Source organism: Huintestinicola butyrica (assembly GCF_025567215.1).
Lineage (GTDB): Bacteria > Bacillota > Clostridia > Oscillospirales > Ruminococcaceae > Huintestinicola > Huintestinicola butyrica.
In genome coordinates this window covers 239581-262985 of record NZ_JAOQKB010000003.1, presented here as the reverse complement: position 1 = coordinate 262985, position 23405 = coordinate 239581, and the positions used below count along the sequence as shown (strand labels likewise).

24 protein-coding genes are annotated in these 23405 nt (G+C 46.4%); 16 read left to right on the top strand and 8 right to left on the bottom strand.

The features are described 5' to 3' along the window. Positions 1-10 precede the first annotated feature (10 nt). The 12 genes from OCV68_RS05320 to OCV68_RS05265 all read left to right on the top strand — a co-directional run bounded on the left by OCV68_RS05320 (position 11) and on the right by OCV68_RS05265 (position 12906). Positions 11-247 carry an RNA-binding S4 domain-containing protein gene (locus OCV68_RS05320; protein WP_022474637.1) on the top strand — a complete coding sequence of 79 codons (237 nt, stop codon included), beginning with the start codon at positions 11-13 and terminating at the stop codon, positions 245-247. Further along, positions 244-1365 carry a DNA replication/repair protein RecF gene (recF, locus tag OCV68_RS05315; protein WP_262571271.1) on the top strand — a complete coding sequence of 374 codons (1122 nt, stop codon included), beginning with the start codon at positions 244-246 and terminating at the stop codon, positions 1363-1365. The genes OCV68_RS05320 and recF overlap by 4 nt, the downstream gene beginning before the upstream one ends. An 11-nt stretch (positions 1366-1376) precedes the next feature. Continuing rightward, positions 1377-1622, top strand: a complete 246-nt coding sequence (gene remB / locus OCV68_RS05310; protein WP_262571269.1) for an extracellular matrix regulator RemB — start codon at positions 1377-1379, stop codon at positions 1620-1622. Positions 1623-1693: 71 nt separating this feature from the next. Continuing rightward, positions 1694-3664: a DNA topoisomerase (ATP-hydrolyzing) subunit B gene (gene gyrB / locus OCV68_RS05305; protein ID WP_262571267.1), complete on the top strand. Its 1971-nt coding sequence runs from the start codon at positions 1694-1696 to the stop codon at positions 3662-3664. Between the two features lie 51 nt (positions 3665-3715). Further along, positions 3716-4354 carry a YcxB family protein gene (locus tag OCV68_RS05300; RefSeq protein WP_147622985.1) on the top strand — a complete coding sequence of 213 codons (639 nt, stop codon included), beginning with the start codon at positions 3716-3718 and terminating at the stop codon, positions 4352-4354. A gap of 46 nt (positions 4355-4400) precedes the next feature. Continuing rightward, on the top strand, positions 4401-6986 hold the full coding sequence (gene gyrA, locus OCV68_RS05295; RefSeq protein WP_262571265.1) for a DNA gyrase subunit A: 2586 nt from the start codon (positions 4401-4403) through the stop codon (positions 6984-6986). Positions 6987-7048: 62 nt separating this feature from the next. After that, a complete protein-coding gene (locus OCV68_RS05290; RefSeq protein WP_262571263.1) occupies positions 7049-7279 on the top strand; it encodes a hypothetical protein in 231 nt (76 codons plus the stop codon). Position 7280: 1 nt separating this feature from the next. Beyond that, complete coding sequence (locus OCV68_RS05285) at positions 7281-8201, top strand: putative ABC transporter permease (RefSeq protein ID WP_262571261.1); 921 nt, start codon at positions 7281-7283, stop codon at positions 8199-8201. Next, on the top strand, positions 8198-9580 hold the full coding sequence (mnmE, locus tag OCV68_RS05280) for a tRNA uridine-5-carboxymethylaminomethyl(34) synthesis GTPase MnmE (protein ID WP_262571259.1): 1383 nt from the start codon (positions 8198-8200) through the stop codon (positions 9578-9580). Before OCV68_RS05285 ends, mnmE begins: the two co-directional genes overlap by 4 nt. Before the next feature lie 186 nt (positions 9581-9766). Further along, positions 9767-10159 (top strand): cytidine deaminase family protein, encoded by a 393-nt coding sequence (locus tag OCV68_RS05275; protein ID WP_022474646.1) that lies wholly within the window; start codon positions 9767-9769, stop codon positions 10157-10159. Between the two features lie 49 nt (positions 10160-10208). Further along, positions 10209-12107 (top strand): tRNA uridine-5-carboxymethylaminomethyl(34) synthesis enzyme MnmG, encoded by a 1899-nt coding sequence (gene mnmG / locus OCV68_RS05270; protein WP_262571257.1) that lies wholly within the window; start codon positions 10209-10211, stop codon positions 12105-12107. Between the two features lie 4 nt (positions 12108-12111). Beyond that, positions 12112-12906, top strand: a complete 795-nt coding sequence (locus OCV68_RS05265) for a glycoside hydrolase family 16 protein (protein ID WP_262571255.1) — start codon at positions 12112-12114, stop codon at positions 12904-12906. A 397-nt stretch (positions 12907-13303) separates the two neighbouring features. Here the strand turns inward: OCV68_RS05265 and OCV68_RS05260 are convergent, their stop codons facing one another. Beyond that, positions 13304-14029, bottom strand: coding sequence for an RsmE family RNA methyltransferase (locus tag OCV68_RS05260; protein ID WP_022474649.1), 726 nt, complete (start codon positions 14027-14029; stop codon positions 13304-13306). Positions 14030-14194: 165 nt separating this feature from the next. Between OCV68_RS05260 and OCV68_RS05255 the strand changes: the two genes are divergently transcribed. The 4 genes from OCV68_RS05255 (at position 14195) to OCV68_RS05240 (ending at position 17345) form a co-directional block, all read left to right on the top strand. Then, positions 14195-14422 carry a FeoA family protein gene (locus OCV68_RS05255; RefSeq protein ID WP_147622978.1) on the top strand — a complete coding sequence of 76 codons (228 nt, stop codon included), beginning with the start codon at positions 14195-14197 and terminating at the stop codon, positions 14420-14422. 152 nt (positions 14423-14574) lie between these two features. Next, the gene (locus OCV68_RS05250; RefSeq protein WP_022474651.1) at positions 14575-14793 is read left to right on the top strand and encodes a DUF3343 domain-containing protein; all 219 of its coding nucleotides are present in this window, start codon (positions 14575-14577) and stop codon (positions 14791-14793) included. A gap of 28 nt (positions 14794-14821) precedes the next feature. Then, a complete protein-coding gene (locus OCV68_RS05245; protein WP_262571251.1) occupies positions 14822-15973 on the top strand; it encodes an aminotransferase class V-fold PLP-dependent enzyme in 1152 nt (383 codons plus the stop codon). A gap of 625 nt (positions 15974-16598) precedes the next feature. Then, a complete protein-coding gene (locus tag OCV68_RS05240; protein ID WP_262571249.1) occupies positions 16599-17345 on the top strand; it encodes a sporulation initiation factor Spo0A C-terminal domain-containing protein in 747 nt (248 codons plus the stop codon). Between the two features lie 39 nt (positions 17346-17384). Here OCV68_RS05240 and OCV68_RS05235 read toward each other — a convergent pair whose 3' ends face one another. The 7 genes from OCV68_RS05235 to rpmG all read right to left on the bottom strand — a co-directional run bounded on the left by OCV68_RS05235 (position 17385) and on the right by rpmG (position 22693). Next, complete coding sequence (locus tag OCV68_RS05235) at positions 17385-18524, bottom strand: YibE/F family protein (RefSeq protein WP_022473977.1); 1140 nt, start codon at positions 18522-18524, stop codon at positions 17385-17387. Positions 18525-18633: 109 nt separating this feature from the next. Next, complete coding sequence (locus OCV68_RS05230) at positions 18634-20217, bottom strand: alkaline phosphatase (RefSeq protein WP_262571247.1); 1584 nt, start codon at positions 20215-20217, stop codon at positions 18634-18636. Between the two features lie 219 nt (positions 20218-20436). After that, the gene (rplA, locus tag OCV68_RS05225) at positions 20437-21132 is read right to left on the bottom strand and encodes a 50S ribosomal protein L1 (protein WP_022473980.1); all 696 of its coding nucleotides are present in this window, start codon (positions 21130-21132) and stop codon (positions 20437-20439) included. Between the two features lie 62 nt (positions 21133-21194). Further along, entirely contained in the window at positions 21195-21620 is a 426-nt protein-coding gene (gene rplK, locus OCV68_RS05220; protein WP_022473981.1) for a 50S ribosomal protein L11, read from the bottom strand. A 59-nt stretch (positions 21621-21679) separates the two neighbouring features. Continuing rightward, complete coding sequence (gene nusG / locus OCV68_RS05215; protein WP_022473982.1) at positions 21680-22216, bottom strand: transcription termination/antitermination protein NusG; 537 nt, start codon at positions 22214-22216, stop codon at positions 21680-21682. Positions 22217-22263: 47 nt separating this feature from the next. Further along, positions 22264-22530: a preprotein translocase subunit SecE gene (secE, locus tag OCV68_RS05210; protein WP_022473983.1), complete on the bottom strand. Its 267-nt coding sequence runs from the start codon at positions 22528-22530 to the stop codon at positions 22264-22266. Positions 22531-22543: 13 nt separating this feature from the next. After that, entirely contained in the window at positions 22544-22693 is a 150-nt protein-coding gene (gene rpmG / locus OCV68_RS05205) for a 50S ribosomal protein L33 (protein WP_022473984.1), read from the bottom strand. Positions 22694-23405: the final 712 nt, after the last annotated feature.

Sequence of the window (23405 nt, the reverse complement as noted above, 5' to 3'; positions counted from 1 at the left end):
GGAGCGTATTATGGAAACTCAGACTGAAAAAATAGCCATAAAAACCGAATTTATCAAGCTGGATCAGCTCCTTAAATTCTCAGGCGTTGCCGATATCGGCTCGGAAGCAAAGCAGATGGTGCTTGACGGCATCGTTAAAGTAAACGGTGAGGTCTGCACTATGAGAGGAAAGAAGATCCGTCCCGGCGACCTTGTTGAGATCACAGGCGAGGATATAATCATAAGACTTGAGGTCGTTGGCGAGTGATAATAAAAAGCATTTTTGCTGACGGATATAAAAACCTTTCCGATGTGGATATAAGGCCCCACGAAAGAATGAACATTTTCTGCGGCGATAACGCCCAGGGAAAAACCAACCTGATAGAAGCCGTGTGGCTGATGACAGGCTGCCGCTCATTCCGTGGAACAAGGGACAGGGATTTCATCGGCTTTGAAAAGGAAAAGGCATCTATACGTCTTTCTTTCCGGGATTCATTCAGAAGTCAGGATATATCCTTTGAAGTCAGAAAAAACAATATCCGTGAAAAAAATATCGCTCTCAACGGAGTAAAGGTGACGCTGCTTTCAAGGCTTTTCGGAAGCCTTAAATGCGTGGTGTTTACTCCCGAGGATCTTTTCATTGCCAAAGGCTCCCCCGATAACAGGCGAAGCTTTGTTGATCTGTCATCATCGCAGCTGAAAAAGTCCTTTGTGTATGCCCTTAACAAGTACGAAAATCTGCTCAGCCAGCGCAATGCTCTCATCAAGAAGATAAACTTCACAGGCAGCGGAAGCGCCGATGACCTTGATATCTGGGACGTTCAGCTTGCCAAAACAGGTGCGTATATTTCTGTTATACGTGATACTTATTGTAACAATTTAAATTTATATACAGAGAGTTTATACAGTAAAATTACTGAAAGTAAAGAAAAATTAAATTTATACTATCAGTCAACTATATACAGGTCTCTTGACGGCAGGACCGACCACGAGGGAGAGCTGGCGGATATTTATTATCAAAGGCTCAAAGCCTCGGCAGCGGACGATATAAAAGCGGGATACACCCTTTGCGGCGTTCACCGTGACGATATCGTTGCTACCATAAACGGGCTTTCCGTAAGGGAGTTCGGCTCCCAGGGGCAGCAGAGAAGCACAGCCCTTGTAATGAAGCTTGCGCAGGCAAAGATAATCAGGGACCAGACAGGCGAAGCGCCCGTGATGCTCCTTGACGATGTGCTGAGCGAGCTTGACCGTGACAGGCAGAGGTTTATCCTCAGAAATATAGACGATATGCAGGTGTTCATCACCTGCTGCGACAGCCGAGTGCTTGACGGCACTGAGGGGAAGATATTCTCCGTAAGCGGAGGAAGGATAACCGAAGGCTGAAAGGAGATAAAATGTACGTTCATCTTGGCAGTGATACCGTTGTAAGGGACTGCGATATCATAGGCATTTTTGATATAGAAAATACCTCTGTAGGGAAGATCACAAAGGAATACCTTTCCGCATCGGGAAAGAGAAAATCCGCCTGTTATGTTTCCTACGATATGCCCAAGAGCTTTGTGGTCTCCACAAGGGACGGCAGGGAAAGGACTTATATTTCTCCCATATCCCCCTCCACGCTTATAAAAAGATGCAAATAATCATGTTTCGGGCTTGAAGAGTTTTTGAAAACAACGAAACGACGTAAGCTCAGAAAGGAATGGTCTAAAATATGTCTGATATTCAGAACGAAAATGTTGTGCAGAACACAGGCGCATATGATGAAAGCCAGATCCAGGTACTTGAAGGACTTGAGGCTGTAAGAAAGCGTCCCGGAATGTACATCGGCTCCACAGGCCCCAGAGGACTTCATCATCTGGTGTACGAGATAGTTGATAACGCTATTGATGAGGCGCTGGCAGGCTACTGCACGGAGATAACCGTAAATATCCTCAAGGGGGATATTATCGAGGTAACGGATAACGGACGTGGTATTCCTACGGGTATCCACCCCAAGGAGGGCATATCCGCAGCTACCGTTGTTTATACCATTCTTCACGCAGGCGGAAAGTTCGGTGGCGGCGGATATAAGGTAGCGGGCGGTCTCCACGGCGTTGGTGCGTCTGTTGTAAATGCTCTGTCCGAATGGCTGGAGCTTACTGTAAAGGACGGAAAGCATATCCATTTTCAGCGCTTCCACAACGGAGGACATTACGATGAGCCTCTTAAAATAATCGGCGACACCACCGAAACGGGAACCAGCGTAAAGTTCAAGGCTGACCCCGAGATATTCACCGAGACCACCGTATATGACTATGAGGTGCTGTTAAAGAGACTTCGTGAGCAGGCTTTCCTTAACGCAGGCGTAAGGATAGTTTTCTCCGACCTGAGAGACGATGACAATATCCAGTCCGAGATACTCCACTACGAGGGCGGCATCAGGCAGTTTGTTGAGCATATCCACAAGGTAAAGGGTCTTGATCCTCTTTCCGACAAGGTAATATACGTAAGCGGTTCAAAGGGAGATTCCACAGCCGAGATTGCTCTCCAGTGGAATGATTCCTACAACGAGGATATCCGTTCCTTTGCAAACAATATCCACACCGTTGACGGCGGTACTCATGAAACAGGCTTCAAGAACGCACTTACCAAGGTAATAAACGAGTACGGCAAGAAGTTCAATCTTATAAAGGACAATGCCGATAAGCTTATCGGCGATGATGTAAGAGAGGGTCTTACCGCTATCATTTCCGTTAAGCTCACCAACTGCGAGTTTGAGGGACAGACAAAGGGCAGACTGGGAAATCCCGAGGTTCGCCCCCTTGTTGAAGATATCGTTACCGAAAAACTTATGTGCTATCTGGAAGAAAATCCCGAGCAGGCAAGACTTGTTTTCGATAAGGCTGTAAACGCTCAGAAGGCAAGAGAGGCTGCAAAGAAAGCCCGTGAGACCGCAAGAAGAAAGTCCGCCATGGACAGTGCTTCCCTCCCCGGAAAGCTTTCCGACTGCTACGATAAGGACAATACCCTTACCGAGCTTTACATCGTCGAGGGAGATTCTGCGGGTGGTTCCGCAAAGCTGGGAAGAAATGCCCGTTATCAGGCGATACTTCCTCTTTGGGGAAAAATGCTCAACGTTGAAAAGGCACGTATCGACAAGGTTTACGGCAATGAAAAGCTCATGCCTGTCGTTGCGGCTCTGGGAACCTCCATCGGCGAGGATTTCAACATTGAAAAGCTCCGCTACGGCAAGATAATCATTATGGCCGATGCCGATGTTGATGGTTCTCACATCAGAACACTGCTGCTCACATTCTTCTTCAGATATATGCGTCCCCTTATCACCAACGGCAATATCTACATTGCCCAGCCTCCTCTTTTCAAGGTATCGAAGAAAAAGGGAAAGAGGGAGATCGCAAAGTATGCTTTCTCCGATGAAGAAAGAGATATGTACATTTCCGAGCTTTCCGCCGAGGGCGACGGCAAGCTGAACGTTCAGCGATACAAAGGTCTTGGTGAGATGGACCCCGAGCAGCTCTGGGAGACCACAATGAATCCCGAGACAAGAACAATGCTCCGTGTTGAGCTTGAAGACGCTGCAAAGGCTGATGAGATATTCACTATCCTCATGGGCGACAAGGTCGAGCCGAGACGTGATTTTATAGAGAAAAACGCAAAGTACGTTCAGAATCTTGATATCTGATATTATTGCAGGGAGAAGATCAGGGGAATTTATTTAAAGGAATGATAACTCTTGAATATTGATGATGTTTATGACGGCAGAAAAGTAAGCGAGCTTATAGCCGAGGGCGAATATAAGAGCAGCAAGGAAGAAATTCTCAGAGGCTTTAAGATATTTCAGAAGAAATATGTTTATAAAAGCGTTGCTGTTCAGATGACCCTTGTGGTGCTTGCAATAATAACCCAGCTGGTCAATATAGTAATGGGAGCGGACAGAGATGTTTCGTTCTCCTGGATGCTTGTGGTATTCTGCGTGATTCTGGGCGGATATCTGCTTATGAGACCCAAGAATGTTTACAGGAAGCTTGATTCCAGCCTTGGCGAGCTTGAGGGTGCTGTATATAAAGCAGAAGTTTATACAGACAGTTTAAAAATATCAACAATACACGATACGTATATAAGCGAAGAAGCAGAAAAGGAAGCCGAGGAAGAAAGCGAGGCAGAGGGTGAGGAAGATGATACTCCCCCCGCAACCATTATCCACCTTGACAACAGCTCCGTTGAGATAACCGACTGCTCCGATATGTACATCGTATATGTCAAGAAGATAAATGTTTTTGTTATTCCCAAATCAGCTTTCACGCCCGAAGAGAATACAGAGATAAAAAACAGGCTCTCAAATATAATGGGAGTACGCTATAAGGAAAATTAAATCAGAGCTTATGCTAATAACCTGATTTCAGAGGGAGTTGTTAGATTTGTCAGATGAGAATTTCAGCTTGAACAATAACAGAGTCGTCCACAGGGACATTGAAAAGGAAATGAGGGAGTCCTTCCTTGCATATTCCATGTCAGTTATAGTTTCCCGTGCTCTGCCCGACGTAAGAGACGGTCTTAAGCCCGTTCACAGACGTATCCTTTACACAATGTATGAAAACGGACTTACTCCCGATAAGGAGTACAGAAAGTGCGCCGATACCGTAGGTACAGTGCTGGGTCGTTATCACCCCCACGGCGACGCATCTGTATATGATGCCATGGTAAGACTTGCCCAGGATTTCTCTATGAGATATCCCCTTGTTGACGGTCACGGAAACTTCGGTTCGCTGGACGGCGACCCCCCTGCTGCTTACCGTTATACTGAGGCAAGAATGGACAAGATGGCTCTTGATATGCTTACGGATATCAACAAGGACACCATCGACTATATGTCCAACTACGATGACAGACTCAAAGAGCCTGTTGTGCTTCCCTCCCGTTTCCCCAACCTTCTGGTAAACGGCTCCGTAGGTATTGCGGTAGGTATGGCAACAAATATACCTCCCCACAACCTTACCGAGACTATCGACGCTGTTCAGACCCTTATAAAGAACCCCGACTGCACTCTTGATGAGCTTATGCAGCACATAAAGGGCCCCGATTTCCCCACAGGCGGCATAATCATGGGCCGTGCGGGCATTCGTGCAGCCTATGCAACAGGAAGAGGACGCATTACCCTCAGAGGCCGTGCAAAGATAGAGGACATAAAGAACCGTACCTGCATCATCATCGAAGAAATTCCTTACATGGTCAACAAGAAGCGCCTTATCGAGAACATTGCTGACCTTGCAAAGGATAAGAGGATCGACGGGATCCACACTATCCGTGATGAGTCCGACAAGGATCATGATGTTCGTATAGTTATCGAGCTGAAAAAGGACGCTATCGCACAGGTAGTGCTCAATCATCTTTATCAATATACACAGCTCCAGGACACTGTGGGCGTTATTATGCTGGCGCTTGTTAAGGGCGAGCCTAAGATACTTTCCCTCAAGCAGATGCTTACAGAATACATCGACTTCCAGGTAGAAGTTATCCGCAGAAGAACCAAGTTTGACCTTGACAAGGCTCAGGCAAGGGCACATATCCTTGAAGGTATGGTAATTGCAGCGGAAAATATCGAGGAAGTTATCCGGATATGCCGCACCTCGGAAAATATCACCGAGATAAAGCAGAGACTTATGGCACGCTTCAGCCTTACCGAAATTCAGGCAGACGCTATTGCCCAGATGAGGATGTATCAGCTTTCCAATATGGAAAGAAAGAAGATAGATGATGAGCTGGCTGAGCTTAATGCAAAGATAAAGGATCTCACCGAGATACTTGCAAGCCACGAAAGAGTGCTTGAAATAATCTGCAATGAGCTTGAAGAGATAAAGAGAAAATACGGCGATGAAAGAAGAACTTCCATCGAAAACGTCAGCGGTGAGGTCGATGTTGAAGACCTTATCCCCGTTGAGGACTGTGTTGTAACTCTTACAAATATCGGCTACATCAAGAGGCAGCCCATAAGCGAGTACAAGACCCAGAAGAGAGGCGGCAAGGGCGTTTCCGCCATCAAGCAGAGGGACGAGGACTTCATTCAGGAAATGTTCATCTCCTCCACTCACGATGATGTGCTGTTCATTACCAGCAAGGGTATTATGTACAAGCTCAGATGCTACGAGATAGCAGAAGGCTCCAAGCAGTCAAGAGGAGTGAATGTTATCAATATGCTTCCCCTTGCGGAAGATGAAAAGATCGCCGCAATGATAAAGACCACAGACTATGAAGACGGCAAGTTCCTTATCATGGTCACAAAGAACGGCAAGATAAAGAGAACTCCCCTTTCCGCATACAAGAATGTGAGAAAGAACGGTCTGAGAGCCGTTGGTCTTGACGATGGTGATGAGATAGCAGGCGTAAGACTTACCGACGGCAGCGCTCAGGTAATAGTTGCCACCAGAAACGGCTACGCTATCAGAATCGACGAGACCCAGATGAGACCTATGAGCAGGACCGCTCACGGCGTAAAGGCAATAAAGCTCAGAGACGGCGACTATGTTGTTTCCATTGCAAGAGTTAGAGAGGGCGCAAGCGTTCTCACCGTTACCGATAAGGGTCTGGGAAGACGTGTAAAGCTTGATGATTACCGTATCCAGAACAGAGGCGGCTATGGTATGCTCAACTACAAGGTGTCCGATGATAAGGGCTATGTATGCGGCATAAAGATAGTTGACGAGGGAGACGATATTATCATGATAGCAACAGACGGCGTTATCATAAGAATACGTGCCTGCGATATCCGCATCATGGGCAGATATGCAACGGGCGTTAAGCTTATGAGAGTAAGCGGCGAGGACAGAGTGGTTGCATTCACCCGTGCCGAGCATGACGACAGCGCCGAGACAGAAAAGATAGAGCAGCCCTCCGAGGAAGAGCTTGAAAAGGAAATGGCTGAGGCTGCCGCAGAAGAGCAGAACGAGGTCGTTATTGACGAAGCTCCCGATGATGACGAGGACGATCAGGAAGATACTGAAGAATAATTTCATAAAGGGGTAAGTTTTTCTTACCCCTTTTCGGTATATTATCAGACAGGAGAATCGACATGGGATTACTTTTCGGGAAAAAAGAACCTAACACATTCAAGGAGCTTATCAAAGAAAAGAATAAGCAGGACAAGAAGATCGAAAAGCAGTGGAAAGACAGAATGAATACCAAATACACAGCCGAAAATCTCAAGGCGGCCAAGAAAATGATGGTAGCAAACGCCATGGAGATCGACAAGCTGGAATACGAAAAGATAGCAAAGGAACTGAAAGAGAAGCTGAATAAGTGATATGTTTTACGAGAAAATTGATATTTTAGGTTTCAGCCTGTACGAAATGTGCCTTTTGTTTATTGTGTGGTCGTTTATCGGCTGGGCAATAGAGGTGTGCGCCCATGCGCTTAAAATGGGCGAGTATTCAAACCGTGGATTTTTAAGTATGCCCATATGCCCCATATACGGCTTCGGTGTGCTGATAATAACCATACTGCTCCACCCGTTCATGGATATCCCAATACTTATGTTCATCTGTTCGTCGCTCATATGTACGGCGTTTGAGCTTTTTGTGGGCGTTACCATGAAGATGATATTCCACAATGTCTGGTGGGATTATTCGGACGAGCATTTTAATTTCAAGGGGTATATCTGCCTTAAAACCAGTATCCTCTGGGGAATGGGCTGTCTTATCGTTGAATACTGCGCAGAGCCGCAGATAGAATGGCTGGTTGACAGTATTCCCACAACTGCGGGAACTGTTTTCATCGGCGTTATGGGAGTGCTTATAATCATTGACTGCTCCAATTCCGTAGCGGCTGTATATAAGCTGAACCTGAGACTGAAAGAGATTTCCGAAATATCGGAGAAAATGTACAACAGCTCCCAGAAGCTTGGCAAAGCTCTTGCGGATACCGCACTTACTGCCGTTGACAAGGGCAGTGAAGCCGCTGCCGCTATCTATGTCAAGAGGATGGAGGGCGAGGAAAAAGCTGCCGAGCTTAGAAATGACATCAAGGAAAATATTACCGATATGAAGGACGAAACTGTTGAAAAGCTCCGTGCAAGATATGACGCTCTTGTGGCGTTCAGCGATAAGAACGTTGAAAGAATGATTAAGGCTTTCCCAAGTATGCACTCTGTAAAGTACAGAAAGGAATTTGAAAATATCCGTGCAAAGCTGAGAGAAAGAGCCTCAGAAAGGAAAGACAGGGCATGATAATTTCCGACAGCACCGTAGCCGCAGTTTCAACTCCCCGTGCGGCAGGCGGAATTTCCGTCATAAGGATATCGGGGGATAATGCTTTTGATATTGCTGACAGGATATTTACTCCCCTTTCATCAAAGAAAAAGCCCTCAGAAATGGAGGGTTACACCTGCGCATACGGCAAGATACACACCTCCGATGGCGATGAGCTGGACGACGGAGTTATCACAATTTTCAGAGCGCCAAGGTCATACACAGGCGAAGATGTGGCTGAAATATCATGCCACGGCGGCATTTTCATCACCGAAAAGGTGCTAAGAGCCATATACGACTGTGGAGCAGTGCCAGCTCCCGGGGGAGAATTTACAAAGCGAGCGTTCATAAACGGCAAGCTTTCTCTTACTCAGGCGGAGGCGGTAATGGATATCATATCCGCCGAGGGCAATGCTTCCCACAGGCGTGCGCTCAACGTCCGTGAGGGAATGCTTTACAAAAAGATACACGGCTGCTCCGAAAGGCTGTTGCATCTGCTGGGAGAGATCGGCGCATGGATAGATTACCCCGAAGATGATATTCCCGAGGTCGATGACGACAATATGTGCGCAGAGCTTTCCGATATCCTCAGCGAGCTTGAAAAAATCCGCCGTGCATATGACAACACCCGCATCTTAAAGGCAGGCATAGACACGGTAATTGCAGGAAAGCCCAACGTGGGCAAAAGCACCCTTATGAATCTGCTCAGTGGCTGTGACAGGAGCATTGTCACGGATATTGCAGGCACCACAAGGGATATTGTTGAAGAGTCCGTCCGTCTGGGAGACATTGTCTTGCGCCTTTCCGACACTGCGGGAATACGTGAAACGGAAGACATCATTGAGGGAGCAGGCATTGAAAAGGCAGTGAAAAAGCTTTCCTCCGCTGACCTTATCATTGCTGTCTTTGACAACAGCATTCCTCTTGATGATGATGACAAGAGCCTTATAAGAGCCTGCAAAAATGCCTCTGCCAAGAAAATTGCCTGCATAAACAAAAGCGATTGTGAGGGCGTTCTTGACAGGCAGGAGGTTTTCAACAATTTTGATAATGTTGTTGAAATCTCTGCCGCAAAGGGTGAGGGTACAGATAAATTACAAGAAGTATTATATAATTTGCTTATTACAGATAGTAATGTATGTGAGGAGCTTTCCGTAAATGAGCGCCAGAAGCAGTGTCTTGACAAGGCGATAAGCTGCATTTCCGAAGCGCTTGATGCGGTTAAGGGCGGCATTACTCTTGATGCTGTTAACATTGTTCTTGACGAAGCTGAAAATGCTTTGACTGAACTTACGGGAGAGCGCACCACGGAATCCGTTGTAAATGAAGTATTCTCACATTTCTGTGTAGGAAAATAACGCAGTAAAAGAGATTTCAAAAAAGCATTATCAAAAGGCGCACTTACTTTTATCTGGAAAAGCGAAAGATTATTTAGATAAAAGACTTGACAAATTGTTTGATGAATATGGTATCATTGATTATCCATATGATAATTGATTTATAAAATAACTTGAAATATAAATTTTTATAATCGGAGGTAGGATATGGAAAATATATGGAACGAAATGTATTCTGCCGCAAAGGCAGTTCTTGACCCAAGAAAAATATCCGATATTGTGGAAGCAGGCGGTGTTGCTGCCGCTATCGAAGCAGGTTCGGGAAAGCTATATACAGGCGTGTGCGTTGACTGTGCCTGCACTCTGGGCATCTGTGCCGAAAGAAATGCGATTTTCAACATGATAACCAATGGCGAAAACAAGATAAAGCGTGTTATTGCTATTGGGTCGGACGGAAAAGCAATGTCTCCCTGCGGTGCCTGCCGTGAGCTTATGGCTCAGTTCATGCCAGATGAATACAGGAACATTGAGATAATGATTGACTATGAGAATGAAAGGATAGTTACCTTGGGCGACCTTACGCCCGAATGGTGGATATGACATTTATTCAAGGGCTCAACAGGAAAATTTTAGGATTGGAAGAATAAATATGGATAATTACTATGTAGATGATTTTGACGTTGCCGTTGTGGGAGCGGGTCATGCGGGAGTGGAAGCTGCTCTTGCCTGCGCACGTCTGGGGGTAAAGACGGCTCTTTTCACGATCACCCTTGACGGCATTGCAAATATGCCCTGCAACCCCTCTATCGGCGGAACGGCTAAGGGTCATCTTGTCCGTGAGATAGATGCGCTGGGCGGTCAGATGGGCAAATCTGCCGACAAATGCTTTATCCAGAGCAGAATGCTCAACCGTGGAAAAGGCCCTGCCGTTCACAGCCTGCGTGTTCAGGCAGACAGGGTGAAGTACCATGAGTATATGAAAAAGGTATGCGAGGATCAGGAAAATCTGTACATAAAGCAGGCTGAGGTAACAGAGGTACTGGCTGAGAACGGCACAGTAACAGGCATTGTCACAGCCCTTGGCGCAAGGTACAATGTGAAAAAGGTCATCATCGCAACGGGAACATATCTAAAAGGCGTTATCCATGTGGGAGATGTGAGCTACGAAAGCGGGCCTGATGCCACCCTCCCCGCAAGATATCTTTCCGCAAGCCTTGAAAAGATAGGAGTTCATCTCAGGCGATTCAAGACAGGCACACCCTCCCGTGTGCATAAGAGAAGCATTAACTTTGACCTTCTCGAACGCCAGGACGGCGATGAGGATATCCAGCCATTTTCCTTTGAAACTCCCAGAGAGGGTCTTAAAAATATAGTTTCCTGCTATGTGGCTTACACAAATGATGAGACCCACAAGACTATACGTGAGAATATCCACCGTTCACCTCTTTATTCGGGCAGGATACACGGCATAGGCCCCAGATATTGCCCCTCTATTGAGGATAAGATAATGCGCTTTCCCGACAGACCCCGTCACCAGCTTTTTATCGAGCCAATGGGTCTTACCACCGATGAATATTATCTGCAGGGAATGTCCTCCTCTCTTCCCGAGGACGTTCAGCTGAAATTTCTGCACACCATAAAGGGACTGGAGCACGTTGAGGTAATGCGAAACGCATATGCCATCGAATACGACTGCTGCGACCCGCAGGACCTGAAGCACACCCTTGAATTCAAGAAAATAAGCGGACTTTACGGCGCAGGTCAGTTCAACGGAACATCAGGCTATGAAGAGGCTGCCGCACAGGGACTTATCGCAGGAATAAACGCCGCCCTTGCAGTCCACGGCAGAGAGCAGATATCTCTCCCCCGTTCATCTTCCTACATCGGCACGCTTATCGATGACCTTGTTATCAAGGGCTGCACCGACCCCTACAGAATGATGACCAGCCGCAGCGAATACAGACTCATACTCAGGCAGGACAATGCCGACGAGCGCCTTACGCCTATCGGTCACGAGGTAGGACTTATCTCCGATGAGAGATATGAAAAATTCCTTGAAAAGCAGGCTCAGATAGAAGCGGAGATAAAGCGTGTAAAGAAAAAATCCGTCAGCCCCTCACCCGAGCTTAATGAAATGCTTATGAGCAAGGGCACAGCGGCTATCTCAACAGGACTTAAAATGTCCGAGCTTATAAAGCGCCCCCAGATATCATATGACGACCTTGCACCCTTTGACGATGAACGCCCTGAGCTTTCATACGAGGTAAAGGAGCAGGTGGGTCTCAGGATAGAGTATGACGGCTACATTGCCCGTCAGCTTATGGAAGTAGATCATGTAAGAAAGCTTGAAGAGAAAAAGCTCCCCGATAATGTGGATTACAAGGATATCGGCGGACTGAGCCTTGAAGCGATAGAAAAGCTCAATAAGGTAAAGCCTGAGAATATCGGTCAGGCAAGCAGAATTTCGGGCGTGTCCCCTGCCGATGTGAGCGTGCTTATAATATGGCTCTCCAAGCTCAGAAAAACAGGCGGAATTGATAGGGAGTGATAATATGACATCAAAGCTTCTTGCGTTCCTCACAGCCGTCCAGACCGCCGTAACAGGCGTTGTGGGACTGGGTACTGACGGAAACGATAAGTTCATCGACGGCAGGCATTATGCCATTACCTTTGAGGACAACTTTGACGGAACAGAGCTTGATACATCAAAGTGGAAAAGGGCAGACGAGCAGAGACGGCAGGACCTTAACAACTATTGGTGTGATGAAATGTCATATCTTGACGGAGAGGGCAGCCTTGTCCTTGAAATGTCTTACGACGAGGAAACAGACCGCTTCAATTCGGGAGCGGTGGAAACAAAGGGACTTTTCGAGCAGGCATACGGGTATTTTGAGGTGCGATGCACTCTTAATTCAAAGCCCGGCTATTGGACAGCCTTCTGGCTCATGGGCGACAGCGTCCTGAGCGAAAATAACGGCGGAAAGGACGGCACAGAGATAGACATTTATGAGTCACCGTTTCATAATGAAAAAAAGATACAGCATACACTTAACTGGGACGGCTACGGAAAAGCACATAAGTCATCGGGACAGGTGGTCAGCGCAAATGTGTATGACGGCAATTATCATACATTCGGACTGCTCTGGACGGAAGATGAGTATGTTTATTATATCGACGGCAAGGAAAGCTGGCGTACAGACGCAAAGAAAGCAAGAGGAACTTGTGAGGTTCCGCTGTATGTCATAGTTTCCGCAGAAACAGGCGGCTGGACAGGCGCACCAAGCCCCGAAGATCTGCCCGACAGTATCAAGGTGGATTATGTAAGGGTCTATGGAGAAGTGAAATAATAAAAATAACCGTTTCGGAAAAAATCCGAGACGGTTATTTTATTAAAAGGGTAAAAAGGAAAACAAGCAAATCCTTGTAAATAAGCGCAAGGCAAAGGGTTTAGGAAGTCCACTGAGGGCAGAGCCATCTGGTCGCTGCTCGCAAGCAGCGAAATCCGTTTGCTGACGGTTAAGACAATCGAGCTGATAATCGACAAAAGAAAAAGTCTAAAGCCGCCTGCACTGAAAATTCAAAATCAAGCAAAGTAAGAAGTTTACTTCAAATAAATCAAAATCTTTAAAGTGCAGGCGGCTTTGAAACTGAGAGCAATTTCGCAGAAATTGCAATTCAGTTTCCGCCGTAAGGCGCAGGTACGGACAAATTAACATTTTTACAGGTCAGCACAAACAATAAACCTCACATTTCCCCAGCAATATTCATAATAATAGCAGTCACTGCAATGGGGCAGGTCTCGCAGCGGAGAATGCGCTTGCCGAGCCATATGGGGGTTGCTCCCGCAGCACAGGCTTTTTCTTCCTCGTCCCTGTCAAAGCCGCCCTCTGCGCCTATCATAACTCCGCAGGTATTGGCAGAGGATATGTCAGCCTCCGAAAGCCTCTGTCCGCCGTTTTCATAGCAGAAAAGACTTATATCCTTGTCCGCAAAGGAGTTTACAGCTTCATCAAAGGACAAAATGCCCCTGATAACAGGTATCTCTCCCCTGCCGGACTGCTTTGCGGCTTCCTCAGCGATCTTCTGCCAGCGGATAAGCTTTTTCTGTGCGGATTTTTCATCGGGGCGTGATACGCATCTGCGGGAGAGAAAGAAAACTATCTCCGCCGCACCAAGCTCCGTGCATTTCTGAATGATAAGCTCCGCCTTATCCTGCTTTGGCAAAGCCTGATATAAGGACAGCCTTAATCTCGGCTCGGACGAGGAGGGGGACTGCTCAGTTATCTTACAGTAAACCTCGTCGGAAGTCATCTTTTCGATGACAGTTTTGTATTCAATCCCCATGCGGCAAAAGGTTATCTCATCGCCTGTTTTCATTCTAAGCGACCTGCCGATGTGAACGGCATCACCGCCTGTGATAACAATTTCATCGCCCCTGAGAGCGTCCTCATCAATAAAAAATCTTGGCATATTTCCTCCGATTAACACAGTAACATATTTCAACATATTATAATACTAATCGCCAATAAGACTATATACAAAAAATCATCGCATAGATCATGCTCGATTTTTTGTAGTTTTTAATTGGTGCTTAGTATAACATATAATAACTAACATAACAGAGGTCTTGTACTTATGAATACAACACTTTCCAGCCTTGCCGAGGGCACAACAGCCACGGTCAGGGCAATGAACAGCAGCGGCAGTATGCGCCGCAGGCTGATGGACATGGGACTTATTGAGGGGACGAGAGTTATATGCCTCCACAGAAGCCCCGCAGGCGACCCTACCGCCTATCTTATCCGAGGGGCAGTCATAGCCCTCAGAAGCGAAGACACGGGAAAAATAATGGTAGAGACCTGACAATACTTATAATATCACATTCACGGGAAAAGGTCAATCCCGATATTGCTTCACAGTGACACTTCGCCCGTCAGGTGAATATAATACTTATACTGAGCTGCGTATAGGCATTGATATACGGCTCGGTAAGCTGATCACGAAAGGGTGATAATGTGCAGAAGCATATCATAGCCTTTGCCTCAGTGACCTTTGCAAACAAGGCAAAGACTGTTCTGAATAAAGCGGGACATTCCGCAGAGATAAGACGTACACCCGCCAATATCGCACATGGCTGCGGCTACAGCGTCCTCACCGATGCGCCGTCAGCTGAGCTTATAAAGCTTATGGAGGATAACAAGATCCCCTATAAGACCGTAAGTGAAGTTAAATAAACATATTATCCGGAGGGAATGATCTTATGTGATATATTTTGACAGCGCCGCAACTACCTATCCAAAGCCTGCTTCTGTAAGAAGAGCCGCTGCCGATGCCATTGTAAGATACGGCGGAAATCCCGGGCGCAGCGGACATAAGCTGTCCATAAGCGCTTCGTCTGCCGTTTACAGCGTAAGGGAAAAGGCAGCACAAATGTTCGGCGCAGAGCCGCAGAACGTGGTATTCACCTCAAACTGCACACATAGTATAAATATTGCCGTCAAGGGCATTGCGGAGGAGGCTCTCAGGGAAAAGCGTGATTTTCACGTAATAATCTCAAACTTAGAGCATAACTCCGTTGTACGCCCTGTTTATGAAATGACAAAGCGGGGGCTTACCTACAGCATTGCCGAGGTGCACCCCGATGACGATGTTACCGTGATGAACTTTGAAAGGCTCATCACGCCAAAAACAGCTGCCGTTGTCTGTACTCTGGGCAGCAACGTAACAGGTCAGCTGCTTCCGTTCAGGCGCATCGGAGAGATGTGCCGCCGCCATGGCATATGCTTCATAGCGGACGGTGCACAGGTCTGCGGCGTGCTGCCTGTAAATATGCAGGAGGATAATATAAATATCCTTTGTATGCCGGGACACAAGGGACTTTTCGGAATCTCCGGCACAGGACTGATGATAACCGACGGCAAGTTCCCTATCTATCATATCATGGAGGGCGGAACTGGCAGCACTTCCCTTGAGCTGGAGCAGACCCCATTCCTCCCCGAGGGACTGGAAAGCGGCACGGTAAACACCGTGGGCATAGTTTCCGTAGGCGCAGGCATCGACTTTATAAACAGGTATGGTCATGACAGGATATCCGATCACGAGAACGCCCTTTGCAGCAGGTTCATAGCAGGACTTGAAAGGCTGGACGGCGTGCGGATATACAGGCGTGACAGGGCAAAATATCTTCCCATAGTCCTTTTCAATCTGGACGGCATTTTGCCCGAAGAAGCAACATCACTGCTCAGCGACAGGGGCTTTGCCCTCCGTGGAGGACTGCACTGCTCGGGTCTTGCCCATAAGGCGGCAGGTACGCTCCCAAACGGCGCTATCAGGTTTTCCCCCTCATGCTTCAACACAACCGTTGAAACGGATATGCTGTGCAGAGCTATCGGAGAAATTTGCAGCAAAAGATAATTATCAAAGGTCGGAACAAGCTTCCGACCTTTGTGTTTGAATATAATAAACAATGACTTGTTAATAATTTCGGTGTAAAACTTATCCTTTAGCAGTATTTGTAACTTAACTGAAAATAAAAAGCAGAGATAATCAATCAAAAAGTGAATGTGAATACAGAAAATGTAAACCTGATGGTTAAGATATCGTTAATCCGAAAAATATGTCTTGACGGTAAAAAAACATCTGCACAGCTGTGTTTATAAAAAGTTTATCTTATGGGGACTGATGCCTTTTGCTGCGATACATATATGCGTATCTTGCCAAATGACGTATTATAGCCATTTAGAGACAAATAATATGAAAATTGAATTTAAATTGAAAATATATTATATAAAAATAATATTTATATGATATAAATCAGTAATATTATTATAATAAATAATTTTGTCCTTCCATAGTCATTGAAAAGGGACTTTTGTCGCTTAGTGCACACGTTGACAGAAATTGTAATAAATGTTATCATATTGTCATAAATTAACGGCCGTAAATTGTGCATATAGAGACGCATTATAAGGATGAGTGAGACAATATTCATGTACATTAAATATGTTGGCAAAGGAGCCAATATCGAAAGGATGATAAAATGTCTTCATTTGACAAAATAGCAGTTTGCGACAGTAAATACTGTTCACTGTATGATACTCTCACCGAGCTTGGATACAGCTGCGTCCGTACCCGACCTGACGCTGTCTCGATAACGTCAGCGATGCTCAACTCTGACTTTTCAGCATTTGCAGCAGATACCGGATCAATAGGAAAGGATGAACTTTTAAAGGTATTCTGCTTTTTCAAGAACATCGAGCATTATGCGCCATGTTTTATTATCACATCTGAACCTTCTGCATTTGACGAATTTGGCTTTGTCCATTGCTGCCGCAGGGAATGGGAATTTGAAGAGCTTTTGCAGAAATATTTTGGCCACAGAACGGCATCTTACACTAAAAAGCCTTCTTTGTGGACAGGCAGCCAAAGCGGCCTTGAAAGAACAGTTACGGAGATAATCCAGAAAATGGGAGTACCACCCAATGTAAAGGGTTACAGATATCTGCGTTCGGCAGTAATGCTCGCTACCGAGGATATGACCGTCCTTGACAGCATAACAAAGAGGCTCTACCCTACCGTTGCCCAGACCAATCAGACCACACCCACCCGTGTGGAGAGAGCCATACGCCATGCCATAACCACCGCATGGGACAGGCAGAACGGAGACAGCAAGTTCATTGAGGACAAGCTTCACTGTAAGATAAGCTTTGACGGCGACAAGCCCACCAATTCCGAGCTTATCGCACTTATAAGCGACTGCCTCAGGCTGTCGGAATATAAAGTATAACAAAATGCTTCCCTATCGTCTGATAAGGAAGCATTTTTTCTATTCGCTTTTTGCAGCTTTTGTTCCGTAGGTCAGAACAGTTCCGCCAAGCACTGCCGTAAGGGGAGCAACTGCCGTAAGACCAATGCTTCCTGCAACGGTGTGGACTATCTCAGCCGCAACGTATTTGTAGTTGAGGATATTCACAAGAGGAGTGCCCTGCGCCATAAATACCATGAGCATAGCAATGCAGCTTCCCGTGTAAGCCAGCAGCAGGGTCGTGCTTATAGTTCCCATGGCAGCCCTGCCTATGTTCATACCCGAAAGGATAAGCTCCTTGGCGGTTATGTCGGGCTTTTTCTGAGTTATCTCGTACATAGCCGAGGTTATATCCACAGCAAGGTCCATCATAGCTCCCGAGGAGCCGATGAAAATGCTGGCGGTAAATATGCTTGTGAGATTCAGATTGCCATATCCGCAGTACAGAAGACTTTCGGACATGGACATTACTGCGCCGTGTATCTTGAAAATGTTGGTGAACACTGCACCGAATACCAGCGCAACCATCACGCCCGACATTACTCCCGCAGTTGCCGCAAAGCACCGCCTGTCAAAGCCATAGACCATGGCGATTATTATTACGGAAAGCAGTGTGATGAACACCGCACCGCTGACTATGGGGTCAATGCCTTTGAGATACAATGGAACAACTGCTTTCCACACTGCAAGTATAGTGATTATAAAGGAAAGCAGGGAGCGGAAGCCTGTTTTTCCTGCGGTGATTATGAGCAGAGCGGCAAATATCACAGCAAGAATTATCTCATAATTGAGCCTGTAGTGGTCTATCATTGCAGCGGAGAGTATCTCGCTGTCCCTGTAGCTGATGATGATAAGTGCCTTGTCCCCCTCAGCAAAAATCTTGTCATTTTCATAGGAGCCTGTCAGCATATTAACGGCGCTGCCTATAACTGCTCCCTTGAATTTTCCTTTGAGCACTTCTACGGAGCAGCTCTGTTCGCCTGTTCTGATAAGTCCGTTATCAACAATTTGTGAGTTATCTGTTGAAAGTACCTTTGCGGGAACACGTTCGGTGCCTTTGAATATCTGAGCGCCCTCAAAGCCCGTGGGAATGATTATCAGAATAAGTATTACGATAAGCCCTGCGATAACGGGCATTATTTCCTTTAATTTGTTTTTCATGTTTTCCTCTTTATTATTAAAGATAAGGCGAAACCCTTTCAGGCTCCGCCTTTTTCATATATTAAGGAGTGGAAGCAATTATGAAGAAGTAAGACTTATGGCGTTGTTATTACTTGACGTTTGTAAGCTCTGCAAGCTTGTTGTAGATGTCGGTGTTGTTATAGTAGCCGTTGAACAGCTCGCTGCCTGCGCCCTGTGCGAATACTCCTACGGGGAGACCTGTGTGTGCATAGGAAGCGAAGTTTACGCCTGACTTGTTGTTGAGCAGATGTGTGATAGTAACGCTGAGGGGCTCGTAGGAGCCGTAGAGAACATATTCTGCCTGGCTCAGCTCTTCATCGCCTGTTCTTGTCATTGTAGCGGTGTAAGCGTCTTTGAGGAGTTGATATTCATACTCGGTAAGCTCAAGAGTACCGTCATTGTTGGATTCGGGGTGCTTGTCGGCGCTGTCCTTCTGAACTTCTCTTTCAGCGGAGCCTGCGGGAGCTTTAATACCGAAGAGACGGGTGATATCCTTCATTACATCTTCAAAGCTTGTGTTGTTTTCCTTGTACTTTGCAACATAGTCGCTGTCAAACTTAGCGTAGGAAAGCTTCTGATTTTTGAGGTTTGTAAGGAATGTATCGTAGTTTGTGCCTGCGTAGCCGATGGTAAGACCTCCTGTCTCGTGGTCGCCTGTTACAACGATAAGGGTCTCATCGGGGTGCTGATTGTAGAATTCGATAGCCTTGTTTACCGCACCGCCGAGAGCAACTGTGTCGGCAATGGTGGAGCCTGCGTCATTTGCGTGGCAAGCCCAGTCGATCTTTCCGCCTTCTACCATCATAAAGAAGCCCTTGTCGTTGTCAAGAACCTCGATGCCCTTTTCAACGTAATCGGAAAGTGCCCATTCGTCAGTCTTGCGGTCATTTGCATAGGAAAGTGCGTCGGAGTCTGCCAGAGTTTCGCCGATGATGATAGCCTTGCCGTCCTTTGCAGTGAGCTTTTCAGCCTCGTCCTGTGTCATGATAACGTTGTAGCCATTCTTTTCAGCAAGGTCGTAAAGATTCTTCCGGTCGCCGTTCTTACCGTCTGCCTGCTTAAGTCCGCCGCCTGCAAAGTAGTCGAAATCGGAATCAATAAGCTCCAGACCGATCTCATAGTAGCTGTTTCTGCTTGCCTGATGTGCATAGTATGCGGCAGGAGTTGCATGGTTAAGGTTAACGCTGGAAACGATGCCCACCTTGTAGCCCATCTGATCCTTAAGCTTTTCAGCGATAGTTTCATAAGATGTGGTATAGGTCTCGTCCATGTTTATTGTTCCGCTGTAGGTCTTGTAGCCTGTGGAAAGAGAAGTTGCGGTGGAAGCGGAATCGGGGCAGAATGAAGATGAATCGTATGTGACCGCAGAGCCTGTTGCTTCAAAGTGGGTGAAGTTAAGATACGAATTTGCCTCGAGGATATCGTTGTTGTTGTCGTCACGCATTGCCGAATAGTAGTCCTGTGTCACCTGGATCTGAGGATAGCTCATTCCGTCGCCGATGAACATGAAGATGTACTTGGGCTTTTTACCCTTGTAGGCGGAAGATGCAGCTGTTGTTTCTGCTGCCGATACGGTGCCGTTCTGAGTAAGACATACGCCTGTGTAAACGGAACCTGCTGCGATGACCAGTGCTGCCGCCGCTGCGGACAGTCTTTTAGCGATAGTTTTCATTCATTTTACTCCTTTGTATTGGTTTATGAGCCTATTATATATCAAAACGGATTTTGTATCTATCATACTCAGGAGAAAATACAGTAAAATCAACGTAAATCATCAGTTGTTTGCAGACAGTGTGATATGGCTGTAAAATGAATGTTATTTCCGTGAAAAGGGCAGTAAAAAAGCCGCCTGAAAAAATCAGACGGCTTTTGAAATTATTTTCTGAATGAATCAGACACCATACTTGGAAGTAGAAACGGGAACGCCTACGCCCATAGTGGAAGCAACTGTGCAGGACTTGATGTAAGTACCCTTTGCAGCAGCGGGTTTAGCCTTAACGATAGCTTCGAGAAGAGTCTCAAAGTTCTCGGTGAGCTTCTCAGCACCGAAAGATGCCTTGCCGATGGGGCAGTGAATGATGTTGGTCTTGTCGAGACGGTACTCGATCTTACCTGCCTTAGCCTCAGTTACAGCCTTTGCAACGTCGGGAGCAACTGTACCGGCCTTGGGGTTAGGCATGAGTCCACGGGGACCGAGAACCTTACCGAGACGGCCTACAAGACCCATCATATCGGGGGATGCGATTACAACGTCGAAATCCATCCAGTTTTCCTTCATGATCTTATCAACGAGATCCTGACCGCCAACGAACTCAGCGCCTGCAGCCTTAGCAGCCTCGTACTTGTCTTCCTTGCAGAATACGCATACTCTTACGTTCTTACCGGTACCGTTGGGAAGAACAACTGCGCCTCTAACCTGCTGGTCAGCGTGACGGGAGTCAACGCCGAGACGAACGTGAACTTCGATGGTCTCGTCAAACTTAGCCTTAGCAGCCTTGCAAGCGAGGTCAAGAGCTTCATTGCTTTCGTAGAGCTTGTTTCTGTCAACAAGCTTTGCGCTTTCAATATATTTCTTACCGTGTTTCATTATTTATTTTCCTCCTATCAGTGGTCAATCGGAAATATCCTCCCACTTTACTCAAGCTTAACTCAGTCAACAACCTCTACGCCCATGGAGCGTGCAGTACCTGCGATCATGCTCATTGCGCTGTCAATGTTAGCAGCGTTGAGGTCAGGCATCTTGGTCTCAGCGATCTTTCTGATCTGCTCCTTGGTGATCTTGCCGACCTTGGTCTTGTTGGGAACGCCGGAACCGCTCTGAAGGTTGATTGCCTTCTTGATGAGAACAGCAGCCGGAGGAGTCTTAGTGATGAAGGAGAAGGAACGGTCTGCATAAACTGTGATAACTACAGGAATGATAAGACCGATATCGTTCTTGGTTCTCTCATTGAATTCCTTGGTGAATGCCATGATATTTACACCGTGCTGACCGAGTGCAGGGCCAACAGGGGGAGCAGGTGTAGCCTTACCTGCTGCGATCTGAAGCTTGATTAAGCCAACTACTTTCTGTGCCATAATGCACACCTCCATAAATCGTATGCCGCATGATATCCATACGGACCAGAACTTTTAAATTAGAATTCGTCCGAAACCCTGACCTGGGAAATATCCAGTGTAGCAAGAGTTTCTCTTCCGAACATTGAAACGGAAACATCTACGGTGTTGTCCTCGGAGCTGATAGCCTTTACCTCTCCGATAAAGCCCTCCATAGGACCCGTGGTGATCTTCACCCTGTCTCCGATCTTGAAATCTGCCTCTGCAGCCTTTACGCCGTGATCTACGCCGAGAGCCGCAACCTCTTTCTCGCTGAGAGGAACAGGCTTGCTTCCGGGGCCGACAAAGCCCGTAACGCCTCGTGTATTTCTTACAACATACCAGCTGTCATCGGTAAGGATCATTTTCACCAGAACATAGCCGGGGAAAATTTTGCGCTCCACCTCACGCATTTCGTCCTTGTCATTCTTTTCCATTACCATTTCGGTAGGAACTCTGACTTCGGGAATGAGATCGTGAAGCTTACGGTTTTCCACAACCTTAAGGATCGTCTGAGCAACCTTGTTTTCGTATCCCGAGTAGGTGTGAATAACGTACCATTTTGCTGCCTCTGACATATTTTCAACCATCCTTTGTAGTATTTTTGAAAACCGTTTTCAGAAAATCAGCCTACCAGATTAAGAAGACCCTTGAGTGCGGCTGCGAATGCTGAGTCGATTCCCCAGATAGCCAGACCGCTGAATATCATTGCAACAAGAACGACTGAGGTGTTGTTAACGACAGTTTTCTTGGAAGGCCAAACGACCTTCTTGAACTCACTCTTGAGATCCTTAAAGTACTTTACAACTTTGTTAGGCTTTTTGACTGTTTTTGCCTGAGGCTTCTTGGCAGGCTTGGTTTCTGCTTTTGCTGCGGACTTCTTATCTGCCATTCAAATCAGCCCCTTACTTAGTTTCTCTGTGAAGAGTATGCTTCTTGCAGAACTTGCAGTACTTGTTCATCTCAAGTCTGTCGGGATCGTTCTTCTTGTTTTTCTTTGTGTTGTAGTTGCGCTGTTTGCACTCTGTGCAAGCCAATGTTACCTTTACTCTCATATCGGCACCTCCTGTTAATACTGTTTAGGAAAGACAAATTCTTTCCACTGCCTCCCTCTCTGACGGAATGCCCGTCCATGGGGGTGCGCCAAAAATAAGCGCAAAAAAATAAACCCCATAAAGAGGTATTTTTATCATAACATATAGAAATCGTTTTGTCAAGCCCTTTTTTCAAATTTTCCCCCGCTTGTGGGACAAAATCCACGGGAATTTTTTCATGTCATGTTATTTTGTATTTTATATAGTATATCTTTAGGTCGATGTTGAGGAAAAACTGTCAGCCAATCCACAAATGAAATACACGGCGGTAAAAGCACACATTTATAAAATTGCTCTCATATAAAAAAAGAACAGCAAATAAAAGAACGGGGTGAAGCAAAGTCCGTAAACGTGGCTATATAAGTGAGTGCAAATAGATGAACGGGGTTCGGACACGGCGGCAAGCAAAATGTAGGGGGATAAAAAACGGATGGGAATAGGGGTGTAAGGAAGAGTGAGTGCTTGCCTTTTGCAAATGCACGGAGAAACCATCAGGGGGAATATGTGCCGAAGCGGCAATATGTGACGACAAGCGGCACGGGGAAAGCCGTTTTTTGCCCTTGCTTTAGTTTAATTAACCTTTGGTTAATACTTCCCACCTGGTGGTGTCTCCTTTGCATTAGGTACGGACAGATTAAAATGGTATGCAGATATGTCCGTACCTGCGCCTATC

Coding starts and splice junctions, on each gene's coding strand:
- OCV68_RS05320 (WP_022474637.1), top strand. CDS start 11: ATGGAAACTCAGACTGAAAAAATAGCCATAAAAACCGAATTTATCAAG.
- remB (WP_262571269.1), top strand. CDS start 1,377: ATGTACGTTCATCTTGGCAGTGATACCGTTGTAAGGGACTGCGATATC.
- gyrB (WP_262571267.1), top strand. CDS start 1,694: ATGTCTGATATTCAGAACGAAAATGTTGTGCAGAACACAGGCGCATAT.
- OCV68_RS05290 (WP_262571263.1), top strand. CDS start 7,049: ATGGGATTACTTTTCGGGAAAAAAGAACCTAACACATTCAAGGAGCTT.
- OCV68_RS05285 (WP_262571261.1), top strand. CDS start 7,281: ATGTTTTACGAGAAAATTGATATTTTAGGTTTCAGCCTGTACGAAATG.
- mnmE (WP_262571259.1), top strand. CDS start 8,198: ATGATAATTTCCGACAGCACCGTAGCCGCAGTTTCAACTCCCCGTGCG.
- OCV68_RS05275 (WP_022474646.1), top strand. CDS start 9,767: ATGGAAAATATATGGAACGAAATGTATTCTGCCGCAAAGGCAGTTCTT.
- mnmG (WP_262571257.1), top strand. CDS start 10,209: ATGGATAATTACTATGTAGATGATTTTGACGTTGCCGTTGTGGGAGCG.
- OCV68_RS05265 (WP_262571255.1), top strand. CDS start 12,112: ATGACATCAAAGCTTCTTGCGTTCCTCACAGCCGTCCAGACCGCCGTA.
- OCV68_RS05260 (WP_022474649.1), bottom strand. CDS start 14,029: ATGCCAAGATTTTTTATTGATGAGGACGCTCTCAGGGGCGATGAAATT.
- OCV68_RS05255 (WP_147622978.1), top strand. CDS start 14,195: ATGAATACAACACTTTCCAGCCTTGCCGAGGGCACAACAGCCACGGTC.
- OCV68_RS05240 (WP_262571249.1), top strand. CDS start 16,599: ATGTCTTCATTTGACAAAATAGCAGTTTGCGACAGTAAATACTGTTCA.
- OCV68_RS05235 (WP_022473977.1), bottom strand. CDS start 18,524: ATGAAAAACAAATTAAAGGAAATAATGCCCGTTATCGCAGGGCTTATC.
- OCV68_RS05230 (WP_262571247.1), bottom strand. CDS start 20,217: ATGAAAACTATCGCTAAAAGACTGTCCGCAGCGGCGGCAGCACTGGTC.
- rplA (WP_022473980.1), bottom strand. CDS start 21,132: ATGAAACACGGTAAGAAATATATTGAAAGCGCAAAGCTTGTTGACAGA.
- rplK (WP_022473981.1), bottom strand. CDS start 21,620: ATGGCACAGAAAGTAGTTGGCTTAATCAAGCTTCAGATCGCAGCAGGT.
- nusG (WP_022473982.1), bottom strand. CDS start 22,216: ATGTCAGAGGCAGCAAAATGGTACGTTATTCACACCTACTCGGGATAC.
- secE (WP_022473983.1), bottom strand. CDS start 22,530: ATGGCAGATAAGAAGTCCGCAGCAAAAGCAGAAACCAAGCCTGCCAAG.
- rpmG (WP_022473984.1), bottom strand. CDS start 22,693: ATGAGAGTAAAGGTAACATTGGCTTGCACAGAGTGCAAACAGCGCAAC.